A 23,428-nucleotide genomic window follows, 5' to 3' on the forward strand; every position below is an offset into this window, starting at 1 on the left:
GCCTCACCTCAGCCGGGCCAGCGGGACAGGAGGTCATGCGACGCCTCGAACAGCGCGCTCACGCGCAGCAAGTCCGCATCAGCGCGGAAGCGGCCGACGAGTTGCAAGCCGATCGGCAGGCCGTCGCGGCCGAAGCCGCAGGGCAGACTGAGCGCGGGGTGTCCGGTCATGTTGAACGGCATGGTCCAGGGGAACCAGTGCGGCCGGACGCTGCCAAACTGCTTGCCGTCGATCTCGATGGTGCCGAACAGGTCCTGATCGATCGGCAGGGCGGTGCGGGTGAGGGTCGGCATCGCCAGCAGATGCCCATGCGCAAGCAGGGACTGCACCCGGCGGAACAGCGCCGTGCGCGCGAACATCGCCTCCTGATAGGCAACGCCGCTGAAGTCGGTGGCGAGCGCAAGCTGCCTGAGGAAGGCCTCGCTCAGCGCGTCCCCATGCTCGGCCGCGAATTTTGCAAAGCGCGTCCGCCAGACCGTGTGATTGATGGCGCGCCAGATCGGCTCGATGTCGAACCCCTCGCCCGAAAACTCCTCCAGCTCGGCACCTAGGCCCGCGAGTCGATCGAGGCTCGCCTTGAAGCCGGCCTCGACGTCGACAGATACCGGGCGTCCGGGTGGCGACAGGCAATACAGGATTTTCTGCCCACGCAGATCGCCACGCGGGGCGGCCGTGCCGATGAAGTCGGGCACGGGAACGCCGATCGACCAGGGATCGCAAGAATCCTCGCCGGCCATCGCCTGCATCATCAGCGCGGTGTCGGGGACGGACCGCGTCATCGGCGTGACATAGGTCTGGTTGCCGAACACGTCCAGCGCCTGGCTATGCGGGATGACGCCGTTGCTCTGCTTCAGCCCGACCACGCCGTTGCAAGCGGCGGGAATCCGCGTCGAGCCGCCGCCATCGGTTGCGATCGCAAGCGGCGCGATGCCGCTCGCCACCGCCACCGCCGCGCCGCCACTGGAGCCGCCCGACGAGCGCTCGGCGCTCCACGCATTGCGGGTGCGGCCGAACAGCGGCGAGTCGGTCAGGCATTTGCTGCCGAATTCGGGCGTCGTGGTCTTGCCGATCAGAATGGCGCCTTCCGCACGCAGCCTTGCAACCGCGACGGCATCCTCGTTCGGAACATTATCCTTGTAGGGAATGGCGCCGAAACTGGTCGTGACACCCCTGGTGTTGACGATGTCCTTGACGGTTGCGGGGATGCCGTGCAGCAGGCCGAGCGGCTCGCCCGCCATCAGCTTGCGCTCGGCTTCGCGCGCGGCGGCAAGCGCCTCGTCGCCGCAGATCGTGATGAAGCAGTTCAGCTCGGGCTGGAGCGCTTCGGCGCGGGCGAGCACCGCGCGGGTGAGCTCGACGGGCGAGATCTGCTTTGTCGCGATGAGACCGCGCAGCACGGTTGCGGATAGCAGGCAAGGATCGCCGTTCATCGTCACATCGCTCCGAAGCGGGCCGCCGTTGGCCGATAGCATTGACAGCCAGGATGACAGTTTTGTTAACTCGCCGTCCAATACGATTTTGAGCACCAACCCATACGATTTCGGTATGCCAATGGATCTTCGCCGGCTCCGCTATTTCGTTGCCGTCGCCGAGGCGCGCAGCGTTGGCAAGGCGGCCGAGCGGCTGCGGATGGCGCAGCCGCCGCTCTCGGTCCAAATCCGCAAGCTGGAGGCCGAGGTCGGCGCGCCGCTGTTCCGCCGCGGCACGCGCGGCATGGATTTGACCGAAGCGGGCCAGGCGCTGCTGGCGCGCGCCGGCGAGGCGCTGGCGCTGGCGGCCGACGGCATCGAGGCCGCGCGCGCGGTCGCGGCCGGCAGCCGTGGTCGGCTGTCCGTCGGCTACATGTTCGTACTGGCGAACGCGATGCTGCCGCGTCTCATCCCCGAGTTGCGGCGATCCGTTCCCGGCGTCGATCTCGATTTCGCCGAGCTCAGTGCCACGACGCGCGAGCCGCGTCTGCTCGACCGCAGCGTCACGGTCGCGCTGTGCATGCCGGCGATCCACCATCCCGAGATCCAGGTGGCCCGAATCGGCGCGCAGCCGTTCGTGCTGGCGGTGCGAAACCGTTCGCCGCTTGCGCGCCTGAGCGCGGTGTCAATGACACGACTACAAGGCCGTCCGCTGATCGCGTTGCCGCCGCCGGAGCGGGACCCCTCCTCCTCCGCGGTCGCGGCCCTGCTGCGGCGGCATCAGATCGTGATGCCGATTGCGAGCCGGGTAGAGACAGTGCATTCGGCGATGAACCTGGTTCTCGCCGGTGAAGGCCTCGCCATCCTGCCCGCCTGCGCCCAGCTCGGGGCGCCGCGCGGCATCGTGTTCCGGCCGTTGCGGGATGCGACCGATTCCATCGACATCGCGGTCTGCTGGCGGCGGGATTCTCACAGCCCGCTGATCCGGACCTTCCTCAAATGCGCCGAGAAGGTCGTGGCACCGCTGTGACGCGACGCTACAAGCTCCAGATAATCTCGTGACTCCACGGCGGATCGGCACCGGGACGGGTGCAGGTGAGACCGGCGCAATTGGCAGCAAAGGATAGTGCACCGCGAAGCTCGTCCGCGCCGATATCCTTCAGTTGCTGTCGGGCGAGGCGTCCCTGCTTGTGCAGGGCGAACAACAACGCCGCCTGAAAACTGTCACCCGCGCCGATGGTGTCGGCGACCACGACCTTGGGGGCGGCGACCTCGATCTGCCCTGCCCCCGCATGCCACGCGATCGCACCGTTGTCGCCACGGGTGATGACGACGAGGCTCGCGCCGCGTGCAAGCAGCGTGCTCGCACGCTGGTGATACGGCTCGTCGGCGAACAGATAGGTAAAATCGACGTCTGACATCTTGATGAGATCGGCACAGCCGGCAAACTCGGCCATGCGGGCGAGATAAGCCGGCTTGTCCTTCACGAGGTTGGGCCGGCAGTTCGGATCAAAGGAGATTGTCGAGGACGCTCGTGCGTCCGCGATCAGGGCCATGGTCTCGCTCGCGCCCTGGTCATTGACCAGCGTGGTCGAGCCGACATGGAGAACTTCGACCGTATCGAAGGGAATAGAGCCGCGCCGGTAGGTCCAATTCCGCGTCGCGGTCTCGGCGTCGTAGAAAGCATAATGCAACTCTCCCGCGACGATACGCACGAAGGCGAGCGTGGTCTGGTGATCGCTGCTTGTGGCGAGACCGAGCTCGACATTGGATGCAGCGGCGTGGTCGCCGATCATGCGCCCGAACATGTCCGTCGAGATCCCGCCGACAAAGCCGGTCGGCGCGCCGAGCCGCGCCATGCCGATTGCGACGTTGAGGCAGGAGCCGCCGACCGCCGGCATCACCGCTTCGCGCCCGTCGGTATTTCGCGTCGGGACAAAATCGATCAGCGCGTCGCCGCAGGAAATCAACATCCGTTTCAACCTCCGGCCATTCCACGCATCGCGGCGCGGCTGCCGCGATCGACCTCGCGCAGCAACTTGTAGACCTCGCGCTTGCGGGCGTGAAAGGCGGCAATGTCGGGCGTAGTGGGCTCGCTCTTCTGTCCCAGCGCCGACATCTTGGCCATGGTTTCGCCGATCGAGGCATAGGCGCCGCCGGCGACTGCGCCGAGCATCGCGGCGCCGAGCAGCACGGGCTCCCTGGTCTGCGGCAGCGCCACGGTGAGGCCAGTCGTATCGGCCATGATCTGCCGCACCAGCGGACTGCGGCTGGCGCCGCCGCCCATGATCATGATGCTGGAATGGACGCCATGCGCGGCAAAGGCCTCGATCACCTCGGCAAGCCCATAGGCGAGCCCGCACAGACCGGCGACGAACAGCCGTTCCATCGAGGCGATGTCGGTGTCGAGATCGAGGCCCGCGATCACCGCGCGCGTGTCAGGGTCGGCATAGGGCGAGCGGTTGCCGATGAACTCAGGAAGCACATGGACGTTGCGGGCCAGCAGCACGGCGCGGCTGGCGCCGCCTGCGCGCGCGATGATGCGGCGCTCGAGAAACTCGATGAGGTCGAGGCCCTCGCTGCGCGCCGCCACGCTCGCCTCGGCGTGGCCGGGATGCGACTTGAGAAGATGGTCGATCGCAGCGCCCGCAGCCGACTGCCCGCCCTCGTTGAGCCAGAAATTTGGTACCATGCCCGAATAGTAAGGACCCCACACGCCCGGTACGAAGCACGGTTCTTTCGTCGTCGCCATGATGCAGGCCGACGTTCCCATGATGTAGGCGAGGCGGTCGCAGACATCTGTCGCGCCCTCCGATTCATCGCGGCCGCCGATGGCGCCGATGCCGCCGGCATGGGCATCGATCAGGGACGCTCCGACCGGCGTGCCCGGTGACAAGCCGAGATCGGCAGCTGCCGTACCGGTTAGACCGGCGCCGAGCCGCGTGCCAGGCGCGACGATCTCGGTGCCGATGCGGGCGTATTTCTCGTTGACGAAGTCCGACAGGCCGATGCGCTTGAAGAATGGCGCGCTCCAGCCACCGCCGTCATGCGCGAGGTAGTTCCATTTGCAAGTGACCGTGCAGGTCGAGCGTTGCAACGAGCCGGTGGCGCGCCAGGTCAGGTAATCCGCCAGATCGAAGAAGTGCCCTGCGGCGTCGAAGCTCGTGCGCATGTGCCGCTTCAGCCACAGCAGTTTCGGCATCTCCATCTCGGGCGAGATCGAGCCGCCGACATAGCGCAGCACGGCATCACCGGTTTCGTTGATCAGCCGCGCCTCGGCCGTGGCGCGGTGATCCATCCAGACGATGACGTTGCGCTGCCGGTCGCCGGAGGCGCTGATGGTGAGCGGCTCGCCTTGCCGGTCGAGCACCACGAGGGAGCAGGTGGCGTCGAAACCGATACCGCCGACGCTGTCGGGCGCGATTGCAGCTTCCGCCATCGCGGCCCGCACCGACGCCGTGCAAGCGTCCCAGATATCCTGGGACGACTGTTCGACGATGTCACCGGCCTCGGGCCATATCCTGATCGGATGCCGTGCGATAGCCAGCAAGGTGCCCGCCTCGTCGAACACCCCTGCCCGCGTGCTTGTGGTCCCTACATCGACGCCGATATACGCTCGCGGCATTGTCGCCCCCGGAAGCTCTCGTCAGTTTTGACGCAAGCCTACCAGCAAGTGTAGCCGCCATCCACCAGCACGATGCTGCCGGTCATCAGGCTCGCGGCCTCGGACGAGAGAAAGAGCACCACGGAGGCGATCTCCTCGACCTGCCCCATCCGCGCCATCGGGGTTCCACCGATCCAGGCGTCGTACATTCTCGGATTGCTCTTCACGAAGGCGTTGAGCGGCGTCTCGATATAGGTCGGCGCCACCGCGTTGACGCGGATGCCGCGCGCGCCCCATTCGGCGGCGAGCGATTTCGTCAGATGGTGCACGCCGGCCTTGGACGCATTGTAGAAGCACTGCTCCTGCGGCTTGTTGACGATGAAGCCGGACATCGAGCCGACATTGACGATGGCGCCGCTCTTCGCCTTGAGCATGTGCTTGCCGAATTCGCGGCAGCACCAGAAGGTGCCGTTGAGATTGACGTCGATCACATTGAGCCAGTGCTCGTCGGTCACGGTCTCCGCCGGCGTCTCGCTGCGGGCGATGCCGGCGTTGTTGACGAGGATGTCCACCTTGCCGTGCCGGGCAACGACGTCGTTGGCCACTTCCGCCACGCGCTTGGTATCGGTGACGTCCATGATCGCCGTCTCGGCGTCATACCCCTTCGCCTTCAGGCTGGCTTTTGCACTGTCGGCGACCTTACTGTCGCGATCGCCGATGACGACCCTGGCGCCGGCTTCAGCCAGCGCTTCGGCGCAGGCGAAGCCGATGCCTTGCCCGCCGCCGGTGATGAACGCGGTCTTGCCGTTCAGCTTGAATTTTTCCAGGTACATGTTGCTTTTCCCGATTCTTGCCGTTTCTTGTCAGCCCCGGATGGCGTTGCCGCTTGCGTCGAAGCGATGGATGCGCGCTGGCTCCGGCACCAGCGATACATGGTCGCCGGCGTGCAGGCTCAACTCACCGATGTAGCGCGCCGTCAGCATGCCGAGCGGGCCGGCATCGACATAAAGGAAGGTGTCGCTGCCGAGATGCTCGGCCACCGCGATCGTTCCCTGCCAGCCGCCGGCACCGTCGCGCTCGATCTTGAGATGCTCAGGCCGTACGCCGATCGTTGCTGCGGCCTTCTGCAAGGCGTGCTCGCCGGTCACGAAGTTCATCTTGGGCGAGCCGATGAAGCCGGCGACGAAGAGGTTGGCCGGCTTCTCGTAGAGCTCCAGCGGCGAGCCGTATTGCTCGATCTTGCCGCCGTTGAGCACCACGATCTTGTCGGCCATGGTCATGGCCTCGACCTGGTCGTGGGTGACATAGATCGTGGTGGTGCCGAGCTGCTTCTGGAGCCGCGTCACCTCGATCCGCATCTGCACGCGCAGCGCCGCGTCGAGGTTGGAGAGCGGCTCGTCGAACAAAAACGCCTTGGGCTCGCGGACGATGGCACGCCCGATCGCGACGCGCTGGCGCTGGCCGCCGGAGAGCTCGCGCGGCTTGCGATCGAGATAGGGCGTGAGGTTCAGCGTTGCGGCGGCGGCCTCGACCTTACGGTTGATCTCGTCCTTGGCCAGCCCCGCCATCTTCAGGCCGAAGCCGATGTTGCCGCGCACGCTCATATGCGGATAGAGCGCATAGGACTGGAACACCATCGAGAGCCCGCGCTTGGCCGGCGGCGTGTCGACCACGTTCTTGCCGTCGATCAGGATCTTGCCGCCGGAGACGTCCTCGAGCCCCGCGATCAGCCGCAAGAGCGTGGTCTTGCCGCAGCCCGACGGCCCCACGAACACCACGAACGACCCATCGGCGATCTCCAGGTCCGCGCCCTTGATGATGTGCACGGGGCCGAAGGATTTCTGCACGTCCTGAAGTGTGATCTGACCCATGATTCGGCAGCCCTTCCTACTTTACCGCGCCAAAGGTGAGCCCGCGCACGAGCTGCTTCTGGCTGAACCAACCGAGGACGAGAATGGGCGCGATCGCCAACGTGGAAGCCGCCGACAGCTTTGCCCAGAACAGCCCTTCCGGGCTCGAATAGGACGCGATGAACGTGGTGAGCGGCGCAGCGTTCGAGGTCGACAGATTGAGCGTCCAGAACGCCTCGTTCCAGGCCAGGATCAGGTTCAGCAGCATGGTCGATGCGAGCCCCGGGATCGCCATCGGCGTCAGCACGTAGATCAGCTCGCGGCCGATGGTGGCGCCGTCCATGCGCGCGGCTTCCAGGATGTCGCGCGGAATCTCCTTGAAATATGTGAACAGCATCCAGATCACGATCGGCAAGTTTCCGAGACACAGGATGAAGACGAGGCCGATGCGGGAATCGAGCAGGCCGAATGACTTGTAGATCAGGTAGATCGGCACCAGCACGCCGACCGGCGGCATCATCTTGGTCGAGAGCATCCAGAGCAGGATGTCCTTGGTGCGCTTGGTCGGCGAGAACGCCATCGACCAGGCCGCGGGGATCGCGATCAAAAGCGCGATCAAGGTCGAGCCGCCGGCGATGATGATCGAGTTCATCGCGTGGAGGACATAATCGCTGCGCTCCTGCACCGTCGCGTAGTTTTCCGTGGTCCAGTGGAAGAACAGGAAGGACGGCGGGATCGCGAAAGCCTCGAGCTCGGTCTTGAAGCTCGCCAATACCATCCAGAGGATCGGGAAGAAGATCAGGAAGCCGAAGAACCACGCCCCGATGGTCGAGACCACCACCCGCTGCCTCGTCGCCGTACGCGCCATGTCTTATGCCTCCAGGTTGCGACCGACGATACGGACGAGGAAAAAGGCAACAACGTTGGCGATCACGACAGCGACGAGGCCGCCTGCCGAGGCAGTACCGACATCGTACTGGATCAGTGCCTGCGAATAGATCAGGAAGGCGATGTTGGTGGTCGAGAGTCCCGGGCCGCCGCCCGTGGTGACGTAGATCTCGGCAAAGACGGTGAGCAGGAAGATCGTCTCGATCAGGATCACCACCGTGATGGGGCGCGCGAGGTGCGGCAGCGTGATGTAGATGAAGGTCGAGACCGCGCTGGCACCGTCCATTTCAGCGGCTTCCTTCTGCTCCTCGTCGAGCGACTGCATCGCGGTGAGCAAAATCAGGGTCGCGAACGGCAGCCATTGCCAGGACACGATCAGGATCACGGCGAGCAGCGGCGCGTCGGTAAACCAGTCAATCGGCGTCAACCCGAACACCGAGGCGATCCAGGCAAACAGCCCGGACACAGGATGCATCAGCAGGTTCTTCCAGACCAGCGCGCTCACCGTCGGCATCACGAAGAACGGCGCGATCACCATCAACCGCACGATGTTGAGGCCGATCACCGGCTGGTCGAGCAATAGCGCCAGCGGAACTCCGAGCAGGACGGTCAGCGCCAGCACCGAGCCGACCAGCACCAGCGTGTTCTGGAGCGAGGCGAGGAACGCGGGATCGGTGAGGAAGTAGCGGAAGTTTTCCAGCCCGACGAACGCTTCCGAGCCGGGATCGAGTAAGCTGTAATGCAGCGTCGAGAAATAGATCGTCAACGCGAGCGGGACGATCATCCAGATGAACAGCAGCCCGACGGCCGGCGTCAGGAGCGTCCGTGCGAGAAGCTGCGTCTGCCGGGTTGCCATTCTTGGCTTCTCCGCTTGCGGGAAGAAGGCGGCCATCCACCTGGAGCGGTGGATGGCCGCAAGTCTGAGCTCAGGAGGGAGAGCTCGAGCTCACTTGATGTAACCCGCGCGCTTCATCTCGCGCTCGGTTGAAGATTGCGCCGCGGTGAGCGCGGCATCGACCGTCATCGATCCCGCAAGCGCGGCCGAGAATTGCTGGCCCACCTGCGTACCGATGCCCTGGAATTCGGGGATGGCCGCATATTGCACGCCGACGTAGGGCACCGGCTTCACCGTCGGCTTGTTCGGATCGGCGGCATCGATCGAGGCCAGCGTCAGCTTGGCGAACGGGGCGACCTTCAGATAATCAGGGTTTTGGTAGAGCGAGGTTCGGGTGCCCGGCGGCACGTTCGCCCAGCCCTCCTTCGCAGCCACGACCTTGGTGTAATCCTTGCTGGTGGCCCAGGCGATGAACTTCTCGGCGGCTTCGGCCTTCTTCGAGCCGGCGGGAATTGCGAGGCTCCAGGCCCACAGCCAGTTGGCGTTCTTGCCGAGCCCGGTGTTGGGCGCCAGCGCGAAGCCGACCTTGTCGGCGACCTTGGAGTCCTTCGGGTTGGTGACGAACGACGCCGCGACGGTGGCATCGATCCACATTGCGCACTTGCCGGCATTGAACAGCGCGAGGTTCTCGTTGAAGCCGTTCGAGCTCGCACCGGGAGGGCCGGCCTGCTTCATCAGGTCGACATAGGTCGTGAGCGTCGCCTTCCATTCCGGCGTGTTGAACTGCGGCTGCCACTTCTCGTCGAACCAGCGCGCGCCGTAGGAATTGGCCATGGCGGAGAGGAACGCCATGTTCTCGCCCCAGCCGGCCTTGCCGCGCAGGCAGATGCCGTAGACGCCGGCGCTCTTGTCGGTGAGCTTCTTGGCGGCGTCGACGACGAAATCCCAGGTGGGGCTTTCCGGCATCTTGAGGCCGGCCTTGTCGAACAGGTCGGTGCGGTACATCACCATCGAGCTCTCGCCGTAGAATGGCGCGGCGTAGAGCTTGCCGTCGACCGAGACCGCATCCTTGATCTTGGGCAGGAGGTCGGCGACGTCGTAGTCGGCGCCGAGATTGGCGAGCGGCACCAGCCAACCCTTCTTGGCCCAGATCGGCACCTCGTAGGTGCCGATGGTGAGGACGTCGAACTGGCCGCCCTTGGTGGCGATGTCGGTGGTGACGCGCTGGCGCAGCACGTTCTCTTCCAGCGTCACCCATTTGACGCTGATATCGGGGTTCTTCTTGGTGAATTCACCCGTCAGCCCCTGCATGCGGATCATGTCGCCGTTGTTCACGGTGGCAATCGTCAGGGTCGTTTCAGCCATCGCGGGGACAGCCAGCAGGACAGACGCGCCACAGACGGCGCCGAGGACGTGTTTCACGGTGACCTCCCTAAGCTCGCGCTTTTGAGCATATGCCCACGCGTTGGGCGTATGTTCGGCTGAGGGCGGGCCGTTGTCAAGCAGGCGCGCGGACGTTTCGGCAACTTATGAGTGCTGCGATGCGGGGAGCTCGTGCGTCGCCCTCCCCGTCATGCCCCGCGAAGGGGCATCCAGTACTCCGTGCCGTCTGTCGGTTTGCCTCAAGCGGCGCTGCGGCGTCCTGGATCGTCCGCCTGCCGCCTTCGCTAAACCTTCGGCGCCCCCAGACCTCAACCCCGGCGAAGCCTTGGCGTAGCCGGGTCGCGGACGACGACAGCGGCGTGGGTGGCGAAATCCCTGCCTCGCGCCCCGCGCGGAAACGACGAACCGCCTCAGCGCTCCAGAATCGCCCTTGCGGTCGCCTCGTCCGTAATCAGACCGTTGATCAGCCGCCCATTCAGCGCCGCCGCGATCGCCGGCACCTTGGCTGCGCCGACGGCGGCGCCGATCGTCGTGGTCTTCGCCGGGACCTCCGGCGGAATGCTGGTCAACCGTTTGTTGGTGCCGGCCTTCAGCAGGCGGCCCTTGGAATCATAGGCCCAGCCCGTGATCTCGCCGATCGCCCCTTGCCGCATCATCTCGAACAATTCGTCGCGGGTGACGAAGCCGTCGACATGGACCTGCGCCTTCTGGTCCATCTGGCCGATGCCGACGAGGCGCAAATCCGCCTTCTCCGCGACCGCCTTCACCTTCGCGATCGGCTCGATCCGGACCATCTTGTTGCGCTCGTCCTCGGACGACATCAGGAACGGTAGCGGCATCGGGTAATGCCGTGCGCCGGTGCGATCGGCGAGCCGGCCGACGGTATCGTAGAAGCTCGCAGAACCGTCGGCGGAGATGTTGCCGACGAGCGAGACGATCTGGTGATTGGGCCGGTCGATCGGCGTGACGCGCTCGACCGCGGCGCGCACGGCGCGTCCCGTCCCGAGCGCGACGATGACGGGGGTTTCCGAACGCAGAGTGGAATCGAGCAGGTTGGCGCAGCGTTCGGCTATGCCCGCTGTGGCCTGCGGCGCGGCGGGATCAGCCGGCACCACCTCGCAATAGGTAAGCTCGAAACGCTCCTTCAGACGCGCCGCCAATTCCATGCACGCGGCGATGGGGTGTTCGAGCCGGAAGGTGATGAGCCGTTCGGCGAGACATAGCGACACCAGCCGCTGCGCCGACGCGCGCGACACCTGGAGCATCTTCGCGATCTCGTCCTGGGTGTGACCGGCAATGAAATAGAGCCAGCCGGCACGCGCAGCGTCGTCGAGCCTGGACTTTTCGTTCTCGGCGGCCATGGCAGGCGTCAGGCGTCCTTCCAGAAATCGATCATGCGCGCGAAGACCCGGTCGGCCCCCGCACCCAACAGTATAGCCTGCCCGTCGCGTCCGCGATAATGGCTGCCGCCGGCAAATCCCCAGACCGTCATGCCGGCCGCCTTGCCCGCCTGCACGCCGCTCGGACTATCCTCGATCACCAGCGTGCGCGCAGGTTGCGCGCCCATCTGCTCGGCCGCGTACAGAAAGAGATCGGGCGCCGGCTTGCCGTGCCTGACCATCTGCGCGGTGTAGATCCGGTCGCCGAAATGCGCCCGCAGGCCGGTGACGTCAAGGGAGAGCGCGACACGGTCGATGTCGCTGGAGGAAGCCACGCAGAATGGTGCCCGCAGGCCCGACAAGATCATATCGACATCAGAAACCGGATGAAGCGCCTTTTCGAACGCCATCAACACGCGCGACTTCAGCCGGGACGGAAAATCGACCGGCATTGCGTGGCCGAGCTCGCGATAATGCCGAGTAATTGCGCTCGTGCTTCGTCCAAGGAACAGCTCCAGCGCTTGTGCAAGTGTCAGCGATATCCCGGATTCGGACAGCTCGTCCGACAGGCATTGACAGCTCAACAGCTCGCTGTCGACGAGCACACCGTCGCAATCGAAGATAATGAGATCGAACTGACCAGGATCCATTCGGTCATTCGATCATATGCTCACCTGTTGAGCAATAGCTCACTGAAGCCGATCGTAGTCGGCGGCAGCCTCATCTCCGCTGATTATAAACGTCGATGCACACCGCCCCGAGCAGGACCAGGCCCTTGATGACCTGCTGATAGTCGATGCCGATGCCGAGGATGGACATGCCGTTGTTCATCACGCCCATGATCATGGCGCCGACCACGGCGCCACCGACGCGGCCGACACCGCCATAGGCCGAGGCGCCGCCGATGAAGCAGGCCGCGATGACGTCGAGCTCGAAGCCGAGGCCCGCCTTCGGCGTTGCTGTGTTGAGGCGCGCGGCGAAGACGAGGCCGGCGAGCGCAGCGAGCACGCCCATGTTGACGAAGGTGAGGAAGGTCAACCGTTCCGTCTTGATGCCCGACAGGCTTGCCGCTTTCGCATTGCCGCCAACCGCGTAGACCTGCCGACCGATGACGGTGCGGCGGGTGACGAAACCGTACAGCGCGATCAGCGCGGTCATGATGACCAGCACGTTCGGCAGACCGCGATGCGAGGCGATCAGATAGGTGAAATAGAGCACAGCGCAAGCCAGGAGAATGCTCTTGCCGAGGAAGAACGCGTAAGGCTCGACCTCGATGCCGTGCAGCTGCTCGCGCGAGCGCCCCTTGGCGCTGGCGTAGACGAGGCCGAGCGCGAGCACCGCACCGACCAGCATCGACGTCGGATGCAGCGTGCCGGCCTCGGGCAGCATCTCCGGAATGAAGCCGGAGGACAGCTTCTGGAAGGTGGCCGGGAACGGTCCTAGTGACTGGCCTTGCAATACCGCAAGCGCGAGGCCCTTGAACACCAGCATGCCGGCCAGCGTCACGATGAAGGACGGTATCTTGAAATAGGCCACCCAATAGCCCTGTGCGGCGCCGATCGCCGCGCCCAGCAGCAGGCAGGCGATAAAGGCGAGCGTGTAGTCGACCTTGTAGGTCACCATGAGCACGGCAGCCACCGCGCCGACGAAGCCCGCGACCGAGCCGACCGAGAGGTCGATATGGCCGGTGACGATGACGAGCAGCATGCCGAGCGCCATGATGACGATGTAGCTGTTCTGGAGCACCAGATTGGTCAGGTTGAGCGGCTGCAGCAGCGTGCCGCCAGTCATGACCTGGAAGAACAGCATGATCGCGATCAGCGACATCAGCATGCCGTAATTGCGCAGATTGTTCTTGATGAAGCTGCCGTGCCGGCCCTCCTCGGGCAGCGAAACCGTCTTGTCGGTCATGGCTGCGATCCTCCCATCTCCGCACCCGCAAGGGCGCTGCTTCCATAATTTCTGTCGTTGCGCATGATGGCGCGCATGATCTTTTCCTGCGTCGCATCACGTCCCTTGAACTCGCCGACGAAGGCGCCGTCGTTCATGACACAGATGCGGTCGCAGATGCCGAGTAGCTCGGGCATCTCCGAGGAGATCACCACCACGCCGCGGCCGGCTTCTGCAAGCTCGTTGATGATACAGTAGATCTCGTATTTGGCACCGACGTCGATGCCCCGGGTCGGCTCGTCCAGGATCAAGACCTTGGGGTCGGTCATCAGCCATTTCGACAGCACGACCTTTTGCTGGTTGCCGCCGGAGAGCTGGCTGGTCTCCTGATAGACGTCGGAGCAGCGGATGCGCATCCGGTTGCGGTAGTCGCTGGCGACCTTCAGCTCGGCGATGTCGTCGATGACGCGGCGAGGAGCGACCTGGTCGAGGCTTGCGAGCGTGATGTTCTTGCGGACGTCGTCGGCGAGGATCAGCCCTAGCTGCTTGCGGTCCTCCGTGACATAGGCAAGGCCGGCGTCGATCGCGGCCGCCACGTTGGGCAGCACGATCTCATGACCCTCGAGCCGGATGCGACCGCTGATCGTGGTGCCCCACGACCGGCCAAACAGGCTCATGGCGAATTCGGTGCGGCCGGCGCCCATCAATCCGGCAATGCCGACGACTTCGCCGCGCTTCACGCTGAAATCGACGTTCTTGATCACCTGCCGCTCGGGATGGATGGGATGGTAGACCGACCAGCTCTCGACGGTGAGAACGGGCTCGCCGATCTTTGCGCTGCGCTCCGGAAAGCGGTGGGCGAGATCGCGGTTGACCATGCTGCGGATGATGCGGTCTTCCTGGATCGGCTCGGCGTGGCAATCGATGCTGTCGACGGTGCGGCCGTCGCGCAGCACCGTGATGTGGTCGGCGACCTTGGCGACCTCGTTCAGCTTGTGCGAGATCAGGATCGAGCCGATGCCCTGCGCGCGGAACGCCATCAGCCGCTCCAGCAGTGCGGCGCTGTCGGCCTCGTTGAGGCTCGCGGTCGGCTCGTCCAGGATCAGCATCCGCACCCGCTTGGACAGCGCCTTGGCGATCTCGACCAGCTGTTGCTTGCCGACGCCGAGATCGGTGATCAGCGTATCCGGCGATTCCTTGAGGCCGACCTGCGCGAGCAGGTCGCGCGTGCGCCGATACACCTCGTCGCGGTCGATGACGCCAAGCTTTGACGGCGGATGCGACAGGAAGATGTTTTCGGCAATCGACATCAGCGGGATCAGCGCGAGCTCCTGATGGATGATGATGATCCCGAGCGCCTCGGAATGGTTGATGTCGCGGAAGCGGCGCTCCTCGCCATCGAAGATGATGGTGCCCTCGTAGCTGCCGGCCGGGTAGACGCCGCTGAGGACCTTCATCAGCGTGGACTTACCGGCACCGTTCTCGCCGACGAGGGCGTGGATCTGCCCGGCTTCAACCGAGAAGTTGACATCACGCAGCGCCTGCACACCGGAAAAGCTCTTGTTGACGTTACGCATCTCCAGCATTGCGGTCATGATTTCACGTCCCTCAATCAGTGTTAGATCACCTCTCCCCGCTCGCGGCGAGAGGTCGGATCGCATCGTTCGATGCGATCCGGTGAGGGGAGTCTCCGCGAGACGGACTGCTTCCTTCCTCGCGGAGGCTTCCCCTCACCCTAACCCTCTCCCCGCAAGCGGGGAGAGGGAAAAGCAAAGAAGCCTACTGGAACTGCGACTTCTTGTAGTAGCCGCTCTCGACCAGGACCTTCTCCCAATTGTCCTTATAGACCACGACCGGCTTGAGCAGATAGGACGGCACGGTCTTGGCGCCGTTCTCGTAGGTCTTGGTGTCATTGACGGTGACCTGCTTGCCGGCAAGCGCAGCGTCGACCATGTCGGCGGTCACCTTGGCGAGATCGCGGGTGTCCTTGAAGATGGTCGAATACTGGTCGCCGCGCAGCATCGCCTTGATCGAGGGCACCTCGGCATCCTGGCCCGAGATGATAGGCATCGGCTGGCCGGCGCTGCCATAACCGACGCCCTTCAGTGAGGAGATGATGCCGATCGACAGGCCGTCATACGGCGACAGCACCGCGTTGACCTTCTTGTTGCCGTAGTAGGCACTGAGCAGATTGTCCATGCGGGCCTGCGCGGTGGCGCCGTCCCAGCGCAACGTCGCGACTTTATCCATGCCCATCTGACCGGAGACGACGACGAGCTTGCCGCTGTCGATGTACGGCTTCAGCACACTCATCGCGCCGTTGTAGAAGAAGTAAGCGTTGTTGTCGTCGGGCGAGCCGCCGAACAGCTCGATGTTGAACGGGCCCTTGCCGTCCTTAAGACCGAGGCCCTGCACGATCGATTCGGCCTGGAGCACGCCAACCTGGAAATTGTCGAACGTGGCGTAATAGTCGACGTTCGGCGTGCCGCGGATCAGGCGGTCATAGGCGATCACGGTGATGCCTTTTGCTTTCGCCTGCTTGAGCACGTCGGAGAGCGTGGTGCCGTCGATCGCGGCGATCACCAGCGCTTTCGCGCCTTTGGTCACCATGTTCTCGACCTGCGAGAGCTGGTTCGGAATGTCGTCCTCGGCATATTGCAGGTCGGTGTTGTAGCCGCGCTCCTTCAGCACCTTCACCATATTGTTGCCATCGTCGATCCAGCGCGCCGACGATTTGGTCGGCATGGCGATGCCGACTGTTGCTTTGTCCTGGGCCGAGGCGGTGACGCCCGCGGCCATCGTCGCAGCGCCGGCCAGCGCCAGCGCGAGGAAGGTCGTCTTCAGTTTCAACATGTTTCACTCCCTTGGATGTCAGACTGTTTTTTCGTGTCGTCGAGAAATTCGGTGTGCGGCTTCTAGCCTCCTATGCGAGCTTGACGTCAGGCTCCGCGCGACCGCGCGCGGTGGCCTCCAACAGGAAGGTGTAGCCGGCTTGCGGATCGGCGGCACGCGCCGCCGCATCCATGTCCTGCCAGGCCGAGGTGACGAGGAGACGCGACAGACCAGGACCGACAAAAGCGGGGCAGCTCGCCTGCTTTGCCGGCACGCTCAGCGAACGCAGGCGTTCGCCTTGCGGAGAGTAGACGTCGATGCGGCTCGCGCCCCAGCACGCGTTCCAAATCTGCCCGTCGGCATCGCACACCGAACCGTCGAGGCCGCCAACGCCGGTGTGGCGCAGCAGCACCTCCGGCTCGCCGCGCGGCAGGCCGGTGACGGGATTGAGCGGCACCGCGTAGAGCACCGCGCGCGCCGTGTCGGCGAAGTAGCCCGTGGCGCCATCGGGCGAGAAGCAGATCGAGTTGGGAATGCTGATGCGCGGAAACAGCATCGATATCTCGCCGTGATGGAACGCGTAGATCGCGCCTGCCCCTGCTTCCGCCTTCCGACCCATAGTGCCGATCCAGAACGTGCCGGAGGGATGCACGCGGGCATCGTTGGAGCGGGTCGCGGGATTGTCGGCTTCAAGCGGACAGAGCAGCCTCATCGCGCCGTCGGCAATTTTGCGGATATAGAGGCCGTCTTCCGCGACGATCAACTGCCTTTCGGCATCGATCCGCCCAAGCGCGCTCGCCATCCGGCCCAGCGCATGAACGCGAATGCTGCCGCTGCCGAGCTGCGCCTCGAACAGTCGCCCCTCCCGGATATCGAACCACCAGGCGGTGTCCGTGGTCACGTCATAGGTCGGCCCCTCGCCGAGATGGCAAGGATCGTCCGAAAGAACCGAGGTCGGCACCTGTTCCATCAGGACGTCCTCACCGCAAAGCGATAGACCGTATGATGGCGATAGACCTCGCCGGGCGCTAGGCGCGGGCTCGGGAAATCCGGCCGGTTCGGTGCGTCCGGCCAGATATGCGGCTCCAGGCACATCGCGTCCGACTGCCGGTAGAGCTTGCCGCCCTTGCCCGAAATCGTGCCGTCGAGATAATTGCCCGAATAGACCTGCAGACCGGGCTGATCGGTGAACAGCTCCATGATGCGCCCCGAGCGCGGCGCCTCCAGTCGCGCCGCGAGACTGAGCTTACCGTCGCGCGCGAGACAGTAGGTATGGTCGTAGCCCCTGCCGTTGCGCAATTGCTGGTCGCTCTCGCGGATGCGCTCGCCGATCGGCCGAGGCTCCCGGAAATCGAACGGCGTGCCGGCAACGCTGCGCGGCGGCTCCGGCAACGGAATGGCCGTGGGGTCGATCGCGAGGAAATGCCCGGCCGCGACCGTCAGCTTGTGATCGAGAATGGGCGTGCCTGATGTCGCGCCCTCCAGATTGAAGAAGCTGTGGTTGGTCAGGTTGACGATGGTCGGCCGGTCGGTCCGCGCCTCCATGATCAGGGATAGCTCAGCCGGGCCGGTAACACGATAGGTCAGGCGCACATCGAGCCGACCGGGATAGTTTTCCTCGCCATGCGAGCTCGTGTAGGTCAGCGTGACCGCGGGCTCGGCGCCATCGTCGACCTCCGCAATGTCCCAGAGCTTGCGGTCGAAGCCGTCGAGGCCGCCATGCAGCGCATTCGGACCGTTGTTGACGGGAAGCTGCACCGTCTCGCCGTCCAGCGAAAATTGTCCGTTGGCGATGCGATTGGCATAGCGGCCGACGGTGGCGCCGAAGAACTTTCGTTCGGCGAGATAGCCGGCAAACCCATCATGGCCGAGCACGACGTCGTCGTGGCCGCCCTTGCCGTCCGGCGCGATCAAGGCCTGCAAGACTGCACCATGGGTGATGATGCGCGCCTCGAACCCGCCCTCGCCGCGCAGCACGATGCGGTCCACCTTGCGGCCGTCCGGCAGCGTTCCGAACACGTCTCTTTCTGTTTTCGATCCAGCCATGATCAACCCACAAACGGTTCGACGATCGTGCGCCTGCCGAGCAGGAAGGCGTCCGCGACGAGACGAAGCGGCGCCAAATCGACGTCGCTCGCGCCTGTCGCGGCGAGCGCGACGAAGTGCCGGTAAAGCTCCCGATATTCCTCATCGGGCGCCTCGGCAACGGTCTTGCCGTCGATCGCCATGATCCGGCCGCCGCGTGATAGCGTCATCCGGCCCTGGTCGGTTTCGACGAGGATATCCCAGCTCTGCGGCCCGGTCTGGCGGAAGTCGAACTCGGCGGTCACAGGTAGGCCGTCGATGTCGGTCAGCGTCAGCTTCGCGGCGATCGGCGCCTGGCAATTGGCGGGGAAGGCGAGCTCGGCCGCGTTGACGAACACGGGCTTCGGCAGGATCCTGGTCAGGATCGACAGCGCATTGATGCCGGGATCGAACACCCCGAGCCCGCCCGGCTCCCAGATCCATGCCTGCCCGGGATGCCAGACGCGGACGTCCTCTTTCCAGTTGACGTGCACGGAACGGATGCGGCGCGCGGCGAGCCACTCGCGCGCCGGCTCGACTGCCGGCGCATGGCGCGAATGCCAGGTCGCAAACAGCGTTCGCTTGGTCTCACCCGCCATCGCGATCAGCGGATCGAGCTCGGCAACGCCGGCGCCGGGCGGCTTCTCCAGCATGACGTGCTTGCCGGCCCTCAGCGCTGCGACCGCCTGGGCGCGGCGCACTTGAGGCGGCGTGCAGAGCGACACCGCGGCGATCGGCGGACCTTTTTCCAGCAGCTCCTCGATGGTCGCGAAATGCGGCAGATCCGGCAACGAGGCATTGCGGCTGGCGACGGCGGCCAGCGTCGCGCCGGGAACCGCTGCAATGGCGCCGACATGCTGGTCCCGCGCGATCTTGCCGAAGCCGACGATGGCGATGCGAAGTTCAGTCACGATGTTTCTCCAGCTTCCGCGGACGGCAGCGCTTCGGCCGGTACAGTCTCGATCACTGTACCCTCGTGGCGGCGCATGCCGTTGTGAATGACGTAGACCATCGCCTCCGCCGCAGTCGTGGCATCACCGGCGGCGATGGCATCGACGATCTTCTGATGCCAGAGCAGAACGGTGTCGCGGTCCTCCGGTTCGACCGGTGCGCTGAGCAGGAATGAGGCGCGCAACGCAGCCTCGACGACGTGCCCGATCGAGCGCATGAACAGATTTCCGGAGGCGCGCGCCACGGCGACGTGGAGCGCGAGGTCGGCATCGGCGAAGCCAACGGAGTCGGAGGCTTCAAGTCGCATCCGCTCCATGCAGCGCCGAAGCTCGGATAGATCCTGCTCCGACCGCTGCGCCGCCGCCAACATCGCCGCGCGCGGCTCGACCGCGAGGCGGATCTCGGCCAGGTCGTTGAGGAAACGCTTGTCGATCCCGGCGTCCAGGTGCCAGGCCAGCACGTCGGCGTCGAACATATTCCAGGCGACGCGTTCGCGCACGACGGTGCCGACGCGGGCCTTGGTGGTGAGCAGGCCCTTGGCGACCAGCGTCTTGACGCTCTCCCGCAATACCGGCCGCGACACCCCGAACATCGCGATCATTTCGGCATCGCCAGGCAGGCGCGTTCCCTCCGCGTAGCGACCGGCAATGATGTCAACGCCGATCGAGCGGGCCACCTCCGCGTGATTGGAGTGCGCCCGGCGCATCGGGATGACGAGGATGCGCGAGGTGGTCATGAGACTGCTCCCAGGCGCTTTGCCACGGGTCGGCGCGCGAGCGCGACCAACCCCTGTTGCAAGGCGATGAAGGCGAACAGCAGCACGCCGGTCGCGATCTTGGTCCACCAGCTCGACAGTGTTCCGTCGAAATTGATATAGGTCTGAATCATGCCCTGGATCAGCACGCCCAGGAAGGTGCCGATCACCGAGCCCTGCCCGCCCGTGAGCAGCGTGCCGCCGATCACGACGGCCGCGATGCTGTCAAGCTCGACGCCGACGGCGGACAGCGAATAGCCGGCGCTGGTGTAGAAGGAGAAGACGATGCCGGCGATGCCGGCGAGCAGGCTCGACAGCATGTAGATCTTCACCGTCATCTTGCCGACGGCGACCCCCATCAGGCTAGCGGTCGCCCGGCTGCCGCCGAGCGCATAGACATTGGCGCCGAACCGGGTGAGCTGCAGCAGCAATGCGCCGCCGATCACGATCGCAAGCATGATGATCGCGACCGCCGTCAGCCGTCCACCGCCGGGTAGTCGCAGTGCGAAGTCCGACACGGTGGAATAGACAGGTGCTGTGATCGGCACCGATTCCGTCGAGAGCAGGAAGCTGGCACCCCGGGCCAAGAACATGCCGGCGAGCGTCACGATGAAAGGCGGCAAATCGAAGACATGGATCACCGCGCCCATCGCCGCTCCGAAGGCGGCCGAGAGCGCGAGAATGGCGACGAAGGCGACCAGGGGCGGCATTCCCCAGCGCTCGATCGCCAGCGCGACGAACACCGTGGTGAAGCCGATCACCGAGCCGACCGAGAGATCGATGCCGCCGGAAATGATGACGAAGGTCATACCGGTCGCGACGATGCCCAGGAAGGCGTTGTCGGTGAGGAGATTGCCGACCACGCGAGTGGAAGCGATGTTGGGAAACTGCATCGCGCAGAGCGCGAATCCGGCGACGAGCACGATCGCCGTGATGAGGACGGGCGGCAGGCCTTTCATGCCTTGGTCCTCCGCAGCCGTGCCACGACGCCGGCAAAGCCGGACAGCTTCGGCGATTGCAGCAGCAGCACGGCGAGCACCACCACCGCCTTGACCAGCAAATTGAACTCCGGCGGATAGCCCGACAGCAGAATGCCCGTGTTCATGGTCTGGATGATCAGCGCGCCGAGTACGGCCAGCACGAGACTGAAGCGGCCGCCGAACAGGGAGGTGCCGCCGATCACCACCGCGAGGATGGCATCAAGCTCAAGCCAGAGGCCGGCATTGTTGGCATCCGCGCCCATAATGTCGGCCGCCGCGATGACGCCGGCAAGCGCAGCGCAAACGCCGCACCAGACATAGACCGCCAAAATCATCGCGCGCGTGCCGACGCCGGCGAGCTCGCTTGCCCGCGCATTGCCGCCAGTGGCCTCGATCAGCAATCCGAGTGCCGAGCCGCGCACCACCGCGCCGGTGAGGATCAGCATGCCCAGCGCAATCGCGACCGGCACCGGCAGGCCGAGGATAGAGCCATTGCCGAGCGAGACCAGATCGGGCGAGGAGAAGGTCACGATGCGGCCTTCGGTAATGAGCTGGGCGATGCCGCGCCCCGCCACCATCAGGATCAAGGTCGCCACGATCGGCTGCATGCCGAGCACCGCGACGAGAAATCCGTTCCACAATCCGCAGATCAGGCCCGCGCCGAGCGCAGCCGCCAGCACCACGGCCGGACTATGGGTGTCGGCGAGGCTCGCCGCGATCGCGCCCGAGATCGCCATCACCGCGCCGACCGACAGATCGATGCCGCGCGTCGCGATCACCAGGACCATGCCGAGCGAGAGCAGCGCCACCGGCGTGCCGCGGTTGAGCACGTCGACCAGGCTGCCGAACAGCCGGCCGTCCTGGAGGCGCAGATCGAAGAATTGCGGCGATACCACGCGATCGACCGCCAGGATGACGATCAACGCGAGGATCTGGGCAAGGCCGCGGCGCGGCAACAGCGCGGTCATGCCCTGCCCTCATGCGCGACACTGGCCCCATTGGCGGCGATCGCGGCGAGAATGCTGCCGACGTCGATGGCCTCGCCGGCGAGCTCCTCGACATGAGCGCGGTCGCGCAGCACCACCACGCGGTCGGAATAGGTCACGATCTCGTCGAGCTCGGAGGAAATCACGAGCAGCGCAAGTCCGTCGTCGCAGAGCTCGCGTATCAGGCGGATGATCTCGGCATGCGCGCCGACGTCGATGCCGCGGGTCGGCTCGTCCAGCACGAGCAGCCGTGGCGAGGTCGCAAGCCACCGTGCCAGCAGGACCTTCTGCTGATTGCCGCCGGACAGCAGGCCAACGGGACGCTCCGGATCGGGCGGGCGAATGTCGAGCATCTTGACGTAACGGCTTGCGATCTCGTCCTGCTCGCGTCGCGACAGCGGCCGATGTAGACCGCGCTTGGCCTGGAGCGCGAGCACGATGTTCTCGCGAACGGTGAGCTCGGCGACGATGCCGTCGGTCTTGCGCTCCTCAGGGCAATAGCCAAAGCCGTGGCGCACGCCGTCGCGCGGCGAGTGAAGCCGGACAGGCGCGCCTTCCACCCTCGCCTGCCCGCCATCGGCGCGCTCGGCGCCGAACACCAGCCGCGCCGTCTCGGTCCGGCCCGAGCCGAGCAGGCCGGCGAGTCCGACGACCTCGCCATGGCGCAGCTCGAGATTGAACGGCGCGACATAGCCTGATTTGCCATAATTCTCGAAGCTCGCGCAGACTTCGCGGGCCTGATGGTCGCGCGTCGCGGCCCGCGCGCTGGTGGTCTCGGCCAGCTCGCGGCCGAGCATCATCCGGATCAGCTCGAGCCGCGACAGCGACGCGGTCTCGCGTTCGCCGACAAGGCGACCATTTCGCAAAACGGTGATTCGATCGGAGATCTCGTAGACCTGGTCGAGGAAATGGCTGACGAAGACGATGCCAATGCCGCGCTTGGCAAGCTGACGCATGATGCGAAAGAGGATCTCGACCTCATGGCGATCGAGGCTCGCGGTCGGCTCGTCCAGGATCAGCACGCGCGCGGAGAGATCGACGGCGCGCGCGATCGCGGTGACATGCTGAATCGCCACCGAGTAATTGCCAAGCGGCGCTGATACGTCGATGTCGAGACCGAAATCCGCGAGCAGCGACTTCGCGCGGCGTCGCATCTCGCCCTCGCGCACGACGCCGAAGCGCATCGGCTGCCGGTCCAGGAACAGGTTCTGCGCCACCGAGAGATTCGGCAGCAAATTGACCTCCTGGTAGACCGTGGCAATGCCGGCCTGAACCGCCGCTTTGGCCGTGCGCGGCGCGACCTCTTCGCCGCCCAGCCTGACGATGCCGGCATCGCGTGGAAATACGCCCGTGACGACCTTGATCAGCGTGGACTTGCCGGCGCCGTTCTCACCAAGCAGCGCATGGATCTCGCCGGCGCGAAGCGTGAAGTCGACCTCCTGCAACGCACGCACGGCGCCAAAGCTCTTGCTGATCCCACGCACCTCCAGCAGGGAAGCAGCGGAATCCTGGCTGTTCTCCATGACAAATTCACTCCCAAGGGCGCCCGCTTACAATGCGGACACGGAGCCTGTTGGTTCGCGCAGCGGTTTCGACCGGGATCGCCGGACTGCCGAAGCGCGG

General features: G+C 65.1%; 21 protein-coding genes. 1 reads left to right on the forward strand and 20 read right to left on the reverse strand.

Features of this window, described 5'->3' with window-relative positions:
* Nucleotides 1-8: 8 nt before the first annotated feature.
* Entirely contained in the window at nt 9-1,430 is a 1,422-nt protein-coding gene (locus tag IVA93_RS24505; protein WP_247370829.1) for an amidase, read from the reverse strand.
* 121 nt (nt 1,431-1,551) lie between these two features.
* Here IVA93_RS24505 and IVA93_RS24510 point away from each other — a divergent pair, with 121 nt between their 5' ends.
* Nucleotides 1,552-2,439: a LysR family transcriptional regulator gene (locus tag IVA93_RS24510; RefSeq protein ID WP_018458637.1), complete on the forward strand. Its 888-nt coding sequence runs from the start codon at nt 1,552-1,554 to the stop codon at nt 2,437-2,439.
* A 7-nt stretch (nt 2,440-2,446) separates the two neighbouring features.
* On the opposite strand, the gene IVA93_RS24515 is transcribed toward IVA93_RS24510, so the two are convergent.
* The 19 genes from IVA93_RS24515 to IVA93_RS24605 form a co-directional block, all read right to left on the reverse strand.
* Nucleotides 2,447-3,382, reverse strand: coding sequence for a carbohydrate kinase family protein (locus IVA93_RS24515; protein ID WP_247370830.1), 936 nt, complete (start codon nt 3,380-3,382; stop codon nt 2,447-2,449).
* Between the two features lie 5 nt (nt 3,383-3,387).
* A complete protein-coding gene (locus tag IVA93_RS24520; protein WP_085395492.1) occupies nt 3,388-5,034 on the reverse strand; it encodes an FGGY-family carbohydrate kinase in 1,647 nt (548 codons plus the stop codon).
* Between the two features lie 38 nt (nt 5,035-5,072).
* The gene (locus tag IVA93_RS24525; RefSeq protein WP_018458634.1) at nt 5,073-5,846 is read right to left on the reverse strand and encodes an SDR family NAD(P)-dependent oxidoreductase; all 774 of its coding nucleotides are present in this window, start codon (nt 5,844-5,846) and stop codon (nt 5,073-5,075) included.
* 30 nt (nt 5,847-5,876) lie between these two features.
* A complete protein-coding gene (locus IVA93_RS24530) occupies nt 5,877-6,884 on the reverse strand; it encodes an ABC transporter ATP-binding protein (protein ID WP_247370831.1) in 1,008 nt (335 codons plus the stop codon).
* Nucleotides 6,885-6,900: 16 nt separating this feature from the next.
* A complete protein-coding gene (locus IVA93_RS24535; protein WP_026233625.1) occupies nt 6,901-7,731 on the reverse strand; it encodes a carbohydrate ABC transporter permease in 831 nt (276 codons plus the stop codon).
* 3 nt (nt 7,732-7,734) lie between these two features.
* Complete coding sequence (locus IVA93_RS24540; RefSeq protein WP_247370832.1) at nt 7,735-8,607, reverse strand: carbohydrate ABC transporter permease; 873 nt, start codon at nt 8,605-8,607, stop codon at nt 7,735-7,737.
* A 90-nt stretch (nt 8,608-8,697) separates the two neighbouring features.
* Nucleotides 8,698-9,951, reverse strand: a complete 1,254-nt coding sequence (locus IVA93_RS24545; RefSeq protein ID WP_018458630.1) for an ABC transporter substrate-binding protein — start codon at nt 9,949-9,951, stop codon at nt 8,698-8,700.
* Nucleotides 9,952-10,379: 428 nt separating this feature from the next.
* On the reverse strand, nt 10,380-11,330 hold the full coding sequence (locus IVA93_RS24550; RefSeq protein WP_085352344.1) for a sugar-binding transcriptional regulator: 951 nt from the start codon (nt 11,328-11,330) through the stop codon (nt 10,380-10,382).
* Between the two features lie 8 nt (nt 11,331-11,338).
* Nucleotides 11,339-11,998, reverse strand: coding sequence for an HAD family hydrolase (locus IVA93_RS24555; protein ID WP_247370833.1), 660 nt, complete (start codon nt 11,996-11,998; stop codon nt 11,339-11,341).
* 70 nt (nt 11,999-12,068) lie between these two features.
* Nucleotides 12,069-13,259 carry a multiple monosaccharide ABC transporter permease gene (gene mmsB, locus IVA93_RS24560; RefSeq protein ID WP_007608442.1) on the reverse strand — a complete coding sequence of 397 codons (1,191 nt, stop codon included), beginning with the start codon at nt 13,257-13,259 and terminating at the stop codon, nt 12,069-12,071.
* The gene (gene mmsA, locus IVA93_RS24565; protein ID WP_247370835.1) at nt 13,256-14,833 is read right to left on the reverse strand and encodes a multiple monosaccharide ABC transporter ATP-binding protein; all 1,578 of its coding nucleotides are present in this window, start codon (nt 14,831-14,833) and stop codon (nt 13,256-13,258) included. Before mmsA ends, mmsB begins: the two co-directional genes overlap by 4 nt.
* Nucleotides 14,834-15,017: 184 nt before the next feature.
* Nucleotides 15,018-16,091: a multiple monosaccharide ABC transporter substrate-binding protein gene (gene chvE / locus IVA93_RS24570; protein ID WP_247370836.1), complete on the reverse strand. Its 1,074-nt coding sequence runs from the start codon at nt 16,089-16,091 to the stop codon at nt 15,018-15,020.
* 70 nt (nt 16,092-16,161) lie between these two features.
* Nucleotides 16,162-17,040 (reverse strand): SMP-30/gluconolactonase/LRE family protein, encoded by an 879-nt coding sequence (locus IVA93_RS24575; protein WP_018458624.1) that lies wholly within the window; start codon nt 17,038-17,040, stop codon nt 16,162-16,164.
* Complete coding sequence (locus tag IVA93_RS24580) at nt 17,040-18,116, reverse strand: aldose epimerase family protein (protein WP_085395496.1); 1,077 nt, start codon at nt 18,114-18,116, stop codon at nt 17,040-17,042. The genes IVA93_RS24575 and IVA93_RS24580 overlap by 1 nt, the downstream gene beginning before the upstream one ends.
* A gap of 2 nt (nt 18,117-18,118) precedes the next feature.
* Nucleotides 18,119-19,045, reverse strand: a complete 927-nt coding sequence (locus IVA93_RS24585; RefSeq protein WP_247370837.1) for a Gfo/Idh/MocA family protein — start codon at nt 19,043-19,045, stop codon at nt 18,119-18,121.
* Complete coding sequence (locus tag IVA93_RS24590) at nt 19,042-19,821, reverse strand: FadR/GntR family transcriptional regulator (protein ID WP_247789254.1); 780 nt, start codon at nt 19,819-19,821, stop codon at nt 19,042-19,044. The genes IVA93_RS24585 and IVA93_RS24590 overlap by 4 nt, the downstream gene beginning before the upstream one ends.
* Nucleotides 19,818-20,798 carry a galactofuranose ABC transporter, permease protein YjfF gene (yjfF, locus tag IVA93_RS24595; RefSeq protein WP_247370840.1) on the reverse strand — a complete coding sequence of 327 codons (981 nt, stop codon included), beginning with the start codon at nt 20,796-20,798 and terminating at the stop codon, nt 19,818-19,820. Before yjfF ends, IVA93_RS24590 begins: the two co-directional genes overlap by 4 nt.
* The gene (locus tag IVA93_RS24600) at nt 20,795-21,787 is read right to left on the reverse strand and encodes an ABC transporter permease (RefSeq protein ID WP_247370841.1); all 993 of its coding nucleotides are present in this window, start codon (nt 21,785-21,787) and stop codon (nt 20,795-20,797) included. The genes yjfF and IVA93_RS24600 overlap by 4 nt, the downstream gene beginning before the upstream one ends.
* On the reverse strand, nt 21,784-23,328 hold the full coding sequence (locus IVA93_RS24605; protein ID WP_247370844.1) for a sugar ABC transporter ATP-binding protein: 1,545 nt from the start codon (nt 23,326-23,328) through the stop codon (nt 21,784-21,786). The genes IVA93_RS24600 and IVA93_RS24605 overlap by 4 nt, the downstream gene beginning before the upstream one ends.
* Between the last annotated feature and the right edge of the window lie 100 nt (nt 23,329-23,428).

This window comes from Bradyrhizobium sp. 155, assembly GCF_023101105.1.
Taxonomy (GTDB): domain Bacteria; phylum Pseudomonadota; class Alphaproteobacteria; order Rhizobiales; family Xanthobacteraceae; genus Bradyrhizobium; species Bradyrhizobium canariense_D.